Source organism: Clostridium vincentii, from assembly GCF_002995745.1.
Lineage (GTDB): Bacteria > Bacillota > Clostridia > Clostridiales > Clostridiaceae > Clostridium > Clostridium vincentii.
This window is the reverse complement of sequence record NZ_PVXQ01000062.1, coordinates 1-11,754: the sequence shown is the minus strand read 5'-3', so window position 1 is coordinate 11,754 and position 11,754 is coordinate 1. Positions and strand designations below refer to the sequence as shown.

The 11,754-nt window shown below is 31.3% G+C and carries 10 protein-coding genes; 1 reads left to right on the top strand and 9 read right to left on the bottom strand.

The window, feature by feature from the left end; all coding sequences use genetic code 11:
• Window positions 1-216 precede the first annotated feature (216 nt).
• Complete coding sequence (locus CLVI_RS16460; RefSeq protein WP_106061244.1) at window positions 217-591, top strand: hypothetical protein; 375 nt, start codon at window positions 217-219, stop codon at window positions 589-591.
• 74 nt (window positions 592-665) lie between these two features.
• On the opposite strand, the gene CLVI_RS16455 is transcribed toward CLVI_RS16460, so the two are convergent.
• The 9 genes from CLVI_RS16455 to CLVI_RS16415 all read right to left on the bottom strand — a co-directional run bounded on the left by CLVI_RS16455 (window position 666) and on the right by CLVI_RS16415 (window position 11,625).
• Entirely contained in the window at window positions 666-1,604 is a 939-nt protein-coding gene (locus tag CLVI_RS16455) for a carbohydrate kinase family protein (protein ID WP_106061242.1), read from the bottom strand.
• On the bottom strand, window positions 1,597-3,066 hold the full coding sequence (locus CLVI_RS16450; protein WP_106061240.1) for a glycoside hydrolase family 32 protein: 1,470 nt from the start codon (window positions 3,064-3,066) through the stop codon (window positions 1,597-1,599). The genes CLVI_RS16455 and CLVI_RS16450 overlap by 8 nt, the downstream gene beginning before the upstream one ends.
• Before the next feature lie 52 nt (window positions 3,067-3,118).
• Complete coding sequence (locus CLVI_RS16445) at window positions 3,119-4,102, bottom strand: LacI family DNA-binding transcriptional regulator (protein ID WP_207655402.1); 984 nt, start codon at window positions 4,100-4,102, stop codon at window positions 3,119-3,121.
• Window positions 4,103-4,250: 148 nt separating this feature from the next.
• The gene (locus tag CLVI_RS16440) at window positions 4,251-5,606 is read right to left on the bottom strand and encodes a sucrose-specific PTS transporter subunit IIBC (RefSeq protein WP_106061238.1); all 1,356 of its coding nucleotides are present in this window, start codon (window positions 5,604-5,606) and stop codon (window positions 4,251-4,253) included.
• A gap of 310 nt (window positions 5,607-5,916) precedes the next feature.
• Window positions 5,917-6,738 (bottom strand): PTS mannose transporter subunit IID, encoded by an 822-nt coding sequence (gene manZ, locus CLVI_RS16435; RefSeq protein WP_106061236.1) that lies wholly within the window; start codon window positions 6,736-6,738, stop codon window positions 5,917-5,919.
• A gap of 30 nt (window positions 6,739-6,768) precedes the next feature.
• Window positions 6,769-7,545 carry a PTS mannose/fructose/sorbose transporter subunit IIC gene (locus CLVI_RS16430; protein WP_106061234.1) on the bottom strand — a complete coding sequence of 259 codons (777 nt, stop codon included), beginning with the start codon at window positions 7,543-7,545 and terminating at the stop codon, window positions 6,769-6,771.
• 33 nt (window positions 7,546-7,578) lie between these two features.
• Complete coding sequence (locus CLVI_RS16425) at window positions 7,579-8,070, bottom strand: mannose/fructose/sorbose PTS transporter subunit IIB (protein ID WP_106061232.1); 492 nt, start codon at window positions 8,068-8,070, stop codon at window positions 7,579-7,581.
• A gap of 1 nt (window position 8,071) precedes the next feature.
• Window positions 8,072-8,491 (bottom strand): mannose/fructose/sorbose PTS transporter subunit IIA, encoded by a 420-nt coding sequence (locus CLVI_RS16420; protein WP_106061230.1) that lies wholly within the window; start codon window positions 8,489-8,491, stop codon window positions 8,072-8,074.
• A gap of 326 nt (window positions 8,492-8,817) precedes the next feature.
• Window positions 8,818-11,625: a sigma-54-dependent transcriptional regulator gene (locus CLVI_RS16415; protein WP_106061246.1), complete on the bottom strand. Its 2,808-nt coding sequence runs from the start codon at window positions 11,623-11,625 to the stop codon at window positions 8,818-8,820.
• Window positions 11,626-11,754 lie beyond the last annotated feature (129 nt).

Below are 11,754 nucleotides of genomic sequence, written 5' to 3'. Positions count from 1 at the left end.
TGGATTAAAAGGATTTGGAGATATTAGTTACAATTAAGAGTAAAAATGCTTAAGGGAAGTTATAAATATATACTGTAAAATAATGGATAATAAAATAGTTGCCCACTTTTACTTGACTCAATCTAAATAATCAAAAACGCATTACTCTTTAACCAAATAATGTTATAATTAAATATGTAATATATTGAAAAAATTATTTTATTATGGAGGTTTCAAATGGAATACGAAAATGAAAAAGAAAACAAAGTAGGTGCAGGCATACTTACAATATGCATAATACATTTTATAGTTGGAGGTCTAGGGCTTTTATTAGGTGGTATTGGCATGTTCGCATTGGCATCTGATCAAATAACAACCATCTTAATTATATCTATGATTATTGTACTAGTACTTATAGTATCTTGTATAATGTTGTTATGTAAGCAAAAAGTAGGTATTTTCCTTTATTTTTTTGCTACTATTGTAAATTTAATTATAAATATTATCGCAGGTAGTGAATTATATTCAATAGGTTTATCACTTATTCTTCCAGTACTTATGGCAATATTTATTTCAAAGAAAAAAGAACTTTATGGTTTTGGTACAAAATAAACTAAATAATTCTAAAAAGGGCTGCCCTAAAATAGAAATTTCTATTTTAGGACAACCCTTATTTTATTTAATATCTATTTAATATCCTTAGCCAAAGGTATTGAATCTATAGCTCCGTAATTAGTACATGTAATGGCTCCAACCTTATTAGCATAAGCTATTATCCTCTTCCATTCTTCAAAAGGGATGTTTTTCTTGTCTTTAAGCTCTGCAACTTTCTTTAGTGCAGCACCAACAAACGCGTCCCCAGCACCTGTTGAATCGACTTGCTTGATTTTTATTGAAGGGATAATTTCGCTTGTTGTTCCATTACTTATTAATGTTCCCTCTGATCCTAAAGTAACAGCTACTACCTTAGCGCCAAACTCATGAAGCTTCTTAACCCCATCATTTAAATTTATTTCTCCAGTTATTATCTTAATTTCTTCATCACTTAACTTTATAAAATCAGCAACTTTTATAAAACTCTTAGAATCTTTTATAAATTGTTCTAACTTATCCTCAGTAATTAAAGCATCTCTATAGTTAGGGTCAAAAGAAATAAATATATTCTTTTCTTTTCCATAATCCAAAAGTTTAAAGTAAGTTTTCTTTAACTCTCCCTCTAATAAGCCTGTCGCTGAACCAAAGTGAAGTATATCAGAATTTCCAATCTTCTTTAAATCTATACTATCAAAAGAATATTCTCCGTCACTACCCCTATTAAATTCAAAATCTCTTTCGCCATTTTCATCAATAGCAACAAAGGCTAATGTAGTACTACCCTCCATTTTAGTCATTTCCACATCAATCTTTACTTCCTTTAGCATATCAACTAGGAATCTACCGAAGGAATCATCTCCAACTTGCCCTAAAAAAGTAGCTTCTCCGCCTAACTTACAAACTGCGGCTGCAACATTAGCTGGTGCACCCCCTGCCTTTTTCTCAAAATTAGTTCCATCCTTTAGTCCCTTATTAATATCTTTACCTATAAAATCAATTAATAATTCTCCTATGCAAAAAACTTTATTCATTATATCTCACTCCTATTAAATTCCATATTTTCATTTTGTCAATTCTTATATCCCCCCCTTTAGACAATAGTTCTATTCCTATACTACCATCCTGAGGATAGATTCTACTAGACATAACTTCTCTTCCATCATTTAAATATATTTCAAATGATGACTTATCCATAAACATCTGTATTTTAAAAGTCTCTTCTTTATGAAGCTTAAGTTTTCTTATACCTTTGCCTCCTAGCTTCATATTAGTTCTATCTAAAATAACTATACTCTTTTCAAAATCATATTTAAGTGTCACGTCTTCATTATTTCCGATTGCAAATCTTAACTCAACTTGTGATGCATTCTTTTCATTAACCTCTAATAAAAATTCATAACTATTTTCTTCAATATTATTACTTACCCACTTATTAATATCTACTCCTTCTATATCAACTAAAAGTTCTTTTCTTAAGTTATTATACTCTTCTAATGGTCTTTGATATAGCACATCATCCTTAATAGATAACTCCCTTGCCATTGTTAAGCAATGGATTCTATTATATTTAGAAGTTGGATGTTGTTCATCCTCTTCTGGAAGTCCCATCCATCCAATCATTATATCTCTGCCTTTATCATCTCTAAAACTTTGAGGTGCATAAAAATCAAACCCCATGTCCAGTTCCTTAAATTCATTATGGTTGAACATTAATGTATCATAGTCAAGATTTCCAATTAGGTATCCCGATTGATATATATTTTGATTCTTAAACTCTTCTCCCTTTAACCCCTGAGGTGAAAATATGAATAGATCTTTATTATCCATATTAATAAGTCCTGGACATTCCCACATGAATCCAAAATCCTTATATGCAGTCTCTATTTCTCCCTTTAGGGTCCATGTATTAAAGTCCTCTGAGCTATATAAAAGAACTCTACCCTTTAGATCCTCAGTTTGTGCTCCAATAATAAAATAGTATATCCCCTTATACTTAAAAATCTTAGGATCTCTAAAATGGGCAGTGTAACCCTTTGGAATGTCTGATACTACAGGCCCTACCTTAGTTATACTTCCATTATCATCACATATAGCTCTAACTTGGTAAGATTCTCTATTACCCTTAGCATCCTTCACGTTACCTGTGTAAATTAATTCTAACTTACCATTATGCGACAGAGCACTTCCTGAATAACACCCATCTTTATCATACCAATCAGTTGGTGCAATAACTACTTTTGGCATAGTATAATCTATAAAATTCTTAGTCTTCACTAGCCCCCAATGCTTATATTTGTGCTCACAAGTATATGGATTCCATTGAAAAAACAAGTAATATTCTCCATTAAAATAGCTTAACCCATTTGGATCATTAATTAATCCAAATGGGGGCTCAAAATGATAGTTCAACTTCCAATTATCACACTGTATATTATCTTTATAAAATTTCTCTCCATCTAAATTCACTTCTTCTAAAGACTTAAAATTCTTCATTCTCTAACCTCACTATATTTTTTTGATTCTCTTCTACCATATACTAAGGTTCTTATTTATTTAAGTTCCTTATACTTTCTCTCTCAATTAACTCTAATGGAATTTCAACATCCTCTTCTAGCTCTTTTAATTCTATAGATGCTACTATAGATTCTGCAGCTTTTTCACCCAACGCTTCATAATCTATCCATACCGTAGTTATAGTAGGATGGACGGCTAACCCTACATCATAACCACCAAATCCAGCTACTGAAATATCCTCTGGTATTTTGTATCCCTTTTCAAAGGCATATCTAATAAAACCAAGAACTATATTATCTGTTGCTCCCACCACTACTGTAGGTTTATATGAAATAGCTTTTTTAGCTACCTCATAAGCTTTATTAAAACTAAAATCAGTTTCCACGAAATTTATTGTACAATCTGAATCTTTAAATACTTGACAAAAGCCTTCTTTTCTTTCAATTCCAACAGCCTTATCATCTTCTGCAACTCCCAAGAACACTATATTTTTATGCCCCTTAGATTTTATATGTTCCCCTAAAATTCTGCCTGCCTTTATATCATTTATTTTTATACATTTAACTAAACTATTTTTTTGTCCTGTAAATAGAATTGGAATGGATAATTTATTTACTAAAGCTATATTTTCCTTTGTTATATCAACGGCCATAACAATTATTCCATCTACCCCTTGTTGATGGAGTTTAGCCATATGATTAAGTTCCCTATCCTTGTCTAATTCGCTAGTTAATATTATAACTTGATACCCTTTTTCCTCTAGTCTTTTATTCATACTCTTTAGTATTTTCATTGCAGTAAAGGAGTCTAGTCTAGGAATAATAACCCCTATCAATCTACTCTTGTTTGATTTTAATCTTGTGGCAAAATAATTAGATCTAAATCCCGTTTTATCAACAGCTTCGCTAATCTTCTTCATATTATCTTCACTTACATATCCGCCGTTTAAATACCTTGATACCGTGCTTTTTGATACCCCTACCATATTAGCAATATCTTGAATAGTAACTTTCATATTTATTCTCCTCACATAATAGAAATAGAGACTTTAAGCTCATTATATATAAAATATTATATCATATATAAAGCAAAAATTTATACGCACATATGAGAAATAGAGAGCCCTAGCATTGCTATTAGGACTCTCCTTAATTATATTTTTATTACTCTTGTGTCTTAAATAAGAAATAAGTTAGCGAAAAGGCTACGCCTATAGCTATACCGCAAGTTATAAAATATCCAGCTATATTTGTATTTAAATATAGTAATATTCCAGGAAGTGCTGTAATACCCATTCCGGTTCCAGCAAGCTTTATTATTCCTGCAAATAATCCTGCAGAAGCTCCTCCTATACAAGCAAATATGAAAGGCTTAATAAATCTTAAGTTAACTCCAAATATTGCTGGTTCAGTAATTCCTAAGAATGCTGGAACTGCTGAAGAAATATATAATGAACGTTTCTTTTTATCTTTTGTCTTTAAAGCTACTGCTAAAGCCGCAGCGCCTTGAGATACTATACCACCTGTAATCATAGCATTAAACGGATTTAATCCTGTTGAAGCTAATAATTGAACTTCTAAGGCACTAAATACATGATGTATTCCTGTTACTACTATAACTTGATGTAATCCACCAATGAGTGCGCCACCAATTCCAAGAGGCAATCCTATAAAGCTATTACAAACTGCTAATATACTGCCTTCTAATGTGTGCATTATTGGTCCGACTATTAATAATCCTAAAATCATTGCAATTGTTAAAGTTAAAAATGGTGTAACTATTAAATCTAAAACATCTGGTATAAATGTTCTTAGTTTCTTTTCAAGTTTTGCTGCAATTATACCTAATATTAATGCTGGTAAAACTGAGCCTTGGTATCCTACTATTGGAATGTTAATCCCCATTAACGCAATATATATTGGGCTCGCATCTCCAGATGCTACTGCATAAGCATTGGGTAGCTGTGGTGCGACTAACATAAGTCCTAATACAATTCCTATAACCGGGGTCCCACCAAACTTCTTAACTGTTGACCAAGCAACTAAAGCTGGTAAAAATGCAAAGGCTGTATCTGTTAAAACCTGTGTTAATATTAAAAAAGTTGGATCCATTTCTACGCCTAAATTAACTAATAATCCACGTATTCCCATAAACAATCCCGTTGCAACAAGAACAGGTATTATAGGTACAAATATATCTCCTAGTGTACGAGAAATCTTTTGAGGCATTGTCATATTGCTATAAGCTTCTTCTTTAGCATTTCCCGTTTCTATTCCTTCCTTGCTCATTTCTTCAAATACTTTATTTACAAAGCCTGTCCCTAAGATAATTTGATATTGAGCTGCGCCAAAAAATTGTCCCTTTACTCCATCAATGTTTTCTATGGCCTTCTCATTTATTTGCTCTTTATCTTTTAATATAAGCCGCAATCTTGTCGCACAATGCTCCATGGATTTTATATTTTCTTTTCCGCCAATGTTTTTCAATATCTCTTTAGCTACATTTTGCTGTTTATTCATTAATGATCCCCCTTAATTTGTAACGTTTACTTCCTTGACTTTATGATATCAGTTCCATACATATACTGTCAAGTAAAGGTTTTGATAATTTTCTATTTATTATAAAATTTGTTGAATTTACAAGCATCATACCTTGTTTAAATTAATTTGTTTTAAATGAATCAATTATATGCGGTATCAGTTCCATATATGTTTATATTTTCTTTTAATATTAGTTTCCACAAAAAAAATAGTAACAAGTATTACCTTGCTACTATCCTTTTAGTCTCAATAACATAATCTAATTAAAACTATTTTTATATATTAATATTTATGCTAGGATTCCAGCCCAGTATCCTAAAATACCAATTGCAAATAATCCGAAAATTATATATAATGCATTAACTTTTTTCTTTAATAAATACATACATATAAATGTTAACACTAATGGCACTAATCCAGGTAGTAATGAATCTAAAATACTTTGGATAGTTGTAACAACTGCTGTACCATCAGGTGCTGTATATTCGGAAAGTACATATGGTAAATTAACAGATGTCCACTTAGAAACAAGAGCTCCCATAACGAATAGTCCTAGGATAGATGCCCCTTCAGTTAACTTTTGAAGCTTATTTCCACCTATATCAGCAACAAGTTCAGTACCTTTATTATAACCATATTTTAATCCATACCATTTAGTAGACAATCTAAGTGCATTAAATGCTGTGAAGAAGAATAATGGGCCAATAATACTTCCACTAGCGGCTATAGATGCCCCTACAGCAGCTAGTACTGGTCTTGCAGTTCCCCAGAAAATCGGATCTCCAACTCCAGCTAAAGGTCCCATAAGTCCTACTTTAACACCACTAATTGTAGCATCATCTATAGGCATTCCATTTGCCTTTTGTTCTTCCATAGCTGCAGCTATTCCCATTATTGGTGCTGCGATAAAAGGTTGTGTATTAAAAAACTCTAAATGTCTTTTAAGAGCTGCCTTTAACTCATCTCCTTTATATAATTTCTTCAATGCTGGTATCATGGTCACACAAAAACCTATTGATTGCATTCTTTCAAAATTAAATGATCCTAGAAGAAACCAAGAACGAACAAACATACTATTTAAAACTTTTTTATCTAATTTCTTTTCACTCATTTTGTAAACCCCCTTTTATAATAAAATATATTAGTCTAACTCTGAATCGTCAATTCCATCATTTGCTCCGGCTCCATTGAACCTAGGATTAAGCTGAATGTATACTATTGCTGCTACAGCTCCAACTATACCAAATCCAATTAAGTTGAAAGTTGTAAATGCTGCTAATACGAATCCTAGAAAGAAGAATGGCATTAAATGCTTTGCTTCCATCATATTTATTACCATTGCATATCCAACAACAACTATAAATCCGCCTGAAACTTGTAACCCTCTTGTAATTACCTCAGGTATAGCTGCAAGCATTGATGTTACTGCATCTGTTCCTGCTAATGCTCCTACTATCCCAGCTGGTACTGCTACGCGTAATCCCTGTAGTGATAATCCAAGAAAATGACACATTTCTATTCCTCTAGTATTTCCATCTTCAGCATATTTATCAGCTAAATGTTGGAAAAATACTGTTATAGTTCTTACAAATATAGTAAGTACTTGTCCTGCTGCTGCAATTGGAATTGCTATAGCTATACCAGCACCCATACTTCGGTTACCATATATTACAAGTATAGCTGCAATAACACTAGCAAGAGCTGCATCTGGAGCCATTGCTGCCCCAACATTCATCCACCCTAAAGCCAACATTTCAAGCATACCACCTAATATAATTCCGGTTTGAAGATCACCTAACACAAGTCCAACTAATGTACAAGCTATTAATGGTCTATGAGTTTGTCCTTCATCAAGAACACTTCCCATTCCGCAAATAGCTCCAACTATTATGACTAAAATTAATTGTATACCACTCATTTATAATTCCTCCCTTTTAATAAAAAAATTCTGTTATAACAATTTTGAACTTTTTAGTTTTTCCATAAGACTAACTTTACTTTCATTAGCTACTTTTCTCACTTCCAACTCAATGCCCATTTCATTTAATTTTTTAAATGCTTCAACATCCTGTGGACTTACTGATACTGCGCTAGTGATTAAAGTTGTTCCCGTTTTATAGCACATTCCTCCGACGTTTACTGATTTTATATCTATACCTCCTTCTATTGCTCTAATCACATCGGTAGGGTTAGTAAATAAGAATAATGTTTTGAATTCATTATACTTTGGATTTTTATATGCAGACACAGCTTTATCAATTGGTAAAACATATGCCTTAATCCCAGCTGGAGCTACCTGTAATAATAATGTTTTTCTTAAAGTGTCTGCAGCCACTTCATCGCTGCATGCTATTATTCTGTTGCATTTACTAACCTTTGCCCATACTGTTGCAACTTGTCCATGTATTAATCTATCATCTATTCTTACAAAACTAATTTCCATATTATAATTCCTCCATTTCGATATTTTCCATAGATTTTCTAAAAGATTTTATTGTATCTATTGTTGTACTAAGAGCTGTATTAACTAATTCATTAACTGTACTAAAACTCATTGCTTGTGATATTTCTAGATACATAGGTAAGTTGACTCCTGCGATTATATCCATATTATCATTATTTATTGCAATTCTACTTGCAGCATTATAAGGGCTTCCCCCAAATAAATCTACCATGAATAAAACTCCATCCTTGCAATCCAGTTTTGCTAGTACTTCCTCATATTTTGCTACTAACCCATCTGCACTCTCTCCCGTTTGAAATGTCACATATCCAACATTTTCTTGAATTCCGCAAATCATTTCTCCTGATTTCACAAGTTCTTTTGAAAAATTGCCATGAGATCCTACTACTATTGCTACCATCTACTTACCTCCAAAACTTAAATTTATAAATATACTAACCTCCTATTAATAAAAAAACTTATTCTCAGAAGTTACAATACCATCTACATCATTATCATAATTTCATTTAATACTAATATTATGATATCTAAAATGGTCTTACTATATATACTAGCAATTCTCATGCCAAAATAGAGTATTAATGTTCATTTTACCTTGTAAACCTTTTAAGCACCAGCCTTTATTATTATTTTAATATTTATAGAAAAAGAAAAACTGATACACAATGAATTGTATATCAGTTTTTCTTATGATTATTGATACTGTTTTTAATACTCTCTTTGATACTATTCCATAATTTCAACTATAAAATATATTTCATCATCAGTTAATTCTATATTAATAGACTTCTTTATAAAGTCATTGCCCATTTTTAGCGCTCTAATTCTATTTTTATCCAAGCTTTCTATATTTTCTTCATATCTAAGTCCATTCTTAATTAACATTCTCTCCACAGCACACCCAATATGTATTATAAGTTTAATACACATAGAATTATCAAATGTAATATTAAGTTCCTTCGATACTATTTCTATAAATTTCATTAACACATCCACTATTTTAAAAGGATTTAAATATGTTAAAAATTGTTTCAATGTATCAGTACATAAATCCTTAACTACCACTTTAGTATTACTTTCTTTAGTTACAAATCCATTATTTTTAACTATGCTAGCTAAAATACGTTCTCCATTTCCATCGATTAAAGCTACTAACGATATAAATGGAGCTTCAATATTAGGATTTACAATTCCCACTGTTGCAATAATATTTTTCTCTTGTTGAATTAGCTTAACCCTATTAGTTACATCTTTGACTCCAATAGGAATTATTTCTATTTCTTCATCTGTCAAACTTACTATTATGTTATTTACAATTTCTTTAAGTTTTTTAGCGGTACCTTCACCAGTAGAACATATTGTTATTATTGCCCTCGGTTTATTTGAAACAATATCCACCGAAGATTCTAATCTAGCATATCCTCTAAAATCCTTTAGTGTCTCATATATTGTATTTAGATCCATATCTAATCTACTTGTTTTTCTCACAGCTTCTAATACTAAAGGAGTTGATACCATATCTATACACCTTATATTAATTCCTGTTTTCTCTATAATCACAGGAGCAAAACTTGATAGAGAACCCATATCTACAAGAAGTAATACGCCTTTACCTCTATCTATTTCTTGAACTTTTATAATCATCTCATCAAGAATCTTTTTAGGACTTACTTCTAGGGGCATATCTATTGCGTCTACTATCCCTTCTCCTAATAATTTCTTAGTTACATTTACCATACCGCTAGCTACACTTACCCCATGCATAGCTACTAGTATTGCTACATGTTCTGCCCCTATTTCTTCATTAATTGCACTTATTAAGAGGGTTAAATATACTACTTCCATTTCAGGCACAATTAGTTTATATCTTTCTTCAATAATTCCTTTTATGTTCATAGCTATATCAAAATCTTCTTTATTTTTTTTAATAATATTCTCAATATCAATATAGTTTAGTGCTGTGTGTTTTTCCATTCTCTTTAAAAAAGCACTTAAATGAAGGCTTAATGCATACAAAAATCTATCATCTAATTTCTTGTTTTTCTTCTCTTCAATAAACCTCTTTATCTCTTCACAAAAATTCAGTATATCTTCATCAACTATCTTTAATATATTCTCTCTACTTGATTCATTTTTGGTGAATTTAGTATAGAAACTTTTTATATGTATATTTATGTCTGTTGTTATATATTCTCGTATAAAATCTTCATCTACGCCTTCACATTTTAACAGTGTTGATTTATCTTCTATAATTTTATACAAGTTAAAAGGGGGCTCGTATTTATCTACTTCTATTCCACAGGGCATCATAGCTAGTTCTTTGTCTGATCCTGCAGGCATTATAACTAGTTCTTTATCTAAATACTTATCTAATTCCTCTACTTCTTTTCTTTTTCCAGCCAAACTAAATAATCCATTCTTAACTTCTGTTGGCAATGAATTAAATGTTATTTCTATATTGTCACTTTTATCTATGCTATTTAAAAATCCTTTAGCACAAACTAGTTGTATATTAGATTTTATTTGTCCAACATTTCCATAGGAAGCACTGCCTATTAGAGCTTTTACAACATCTGATTCTAATTTTATTGATTTATTCACTCTATTTGCTTCCTTTGATAATAAGAACCTTACTATATCCAATCTATCCTTTATAGGTCTATCTTCTAAATTTGGAATACTAATTGTTATAGGAATTCTTCTCATAAAAGTTTTCAACAAAAAGGACCCGGGTTCTTCAGTCGTAGCTCCTATTATAAGGACCTTTGCGCTCCTTTTCCTATCAGTATCCCCAAGTTTGTTATAGGTTCCTGTATCAATAAAATAAAAAATCATTTCCTGCCCTTCTGGAGGAAGTCTATGAATTTCATCAAGAAATAATATCCCATTATTTGCTTTTACAACAAGTCCATCTTTTTCTGTGTCGGCCCCCGTAAATGCCCCTTTAGCATGTCCAAATATCTGAGATATTAATAATTGAGGGTTATTATAATAATCAGCACAATTAAATACAATGAACGGAGCATCTTCTGTGAACGCCTTGGTAAACTTAGAGTAATTATACATCATACTTGCAAAAAGAGTCTTACCTACGCCTGTTTCACCTACTATTAATGTATGAAGTCCATTAGGTGGATACATTATTGCAGCTTTCGCTTGCTCAATTTGATTCTTAAGTCCACTATCTGAACCAATTAGAAATGTAAAGGGATTTTTAGCTTCCTTTTCATCCATTTTGCCTATCTCTAATATTTCATCTATATTTTCTATCTCAATACTTTCATCCTCTAGCTCATATCCTAAAAGGTCTTGAAAGCCTTCCTTATCTAAATATAATACAGGGCGTCCCTTTATTTTAATAATCTTTTTTTCTCTTGAAAGTGTATTAAGCTCCTTACTAACATTGTTTCTCAATATATCCAGTGCTTGTGAAATATTTTCAGCACTAAATCCTGCACCTTCTTTTATATCTTTAGCGGTAAGCTTCGCAGAATTTTCTATAATATAATTGTATATTTTATCAATTCTTTTCATGATATAGTTAGAGTATAATTTTAGTAGGCAAAGGTAGCAAAAAAATAAAGGAGATGTAAAAACATCTCCCCAATACATAAATTATCCATTATAATTTTATTGCTAAGATAAAAAGAATGGAGTTGGATT

What these genes read in the sequence shown, in the direction of transcription:
- CLVI_RS16430 (WP_106061234.1), bottom strand. Translation starts at nt 7,545, where the DNA reads ATGAGTGGTATACAATTAATTTTAGTCATAATAGTTGGAGCTATTTGC.
- CLVI_RS16440 (WP_106061238.1), bottom strand. Translation starts at nt 5,606, where the DNA reads ATGAATAAACAGCAAAATGTAGCTAAAGAGATATTGAAAAACATTGGC.
- CLVI_RS16460 (WP_106061244.1), top strand. Translation starts at nt 217, where the DNA reads ATGGAATACGAAAATGAAAAAGAAAACAAAGTAGGTGCAGGCATACTT.
- CLVI_RS16450 (WP_106061240.1), bottom strand. Translation starts at nt 3,066, where the DNA reads ATGAAGAATTTTAAGTCTTTAGAAGAAGTGAATTTAGATGGAGAGAAA.
- CLVI_RS16415 (WP_106061246.1), bottom strand. Translation starts at nt 11,625, where the DNA reads ATGAAAAGAATTGATAAAATATACAATTATATTATAGAAAATTCTGCG.
- CLVI_RS16425 (WP_106061232.1), bottom strand. Translation starts at nt 8,070, where the DNA reads ATGGAAATTAGTTTTGTAAGAATAGATGATAGATTAATACATGGACAA.
- manZ (WP_106061236.1), bottom strand. Translation starts at nt 6,738, where the DNA reads ATGAGTGAAAAGAAATTAGATAAAAAAGTTTTAAATAGTATGTTTGTT.
- CLVI_RS16455 (WP_106061242.1), bottom strand. Translation starts at nt 1,604, where the DNA reads ATGAATAAAGTTTTTTGCATAGGAGAATTATTAATTGATTTTATAGGT.
- CLVI_RS16420 (WP_106061230.1), bottom strand. Translation starts at nt 8,491, where the DNA reads ATGGTAGCAATAGTAGTAGGATCTCATGGCAATTTTTCAAAAGAACTT.
- CLVI_RS16445 (WP_207655402.1), bottom strand. Translation starts at nt 4,102, where the DNA reads ATGAAAGTTACTATTCAAGATATTGCTAATATGGTAGGGGTATCAAAA.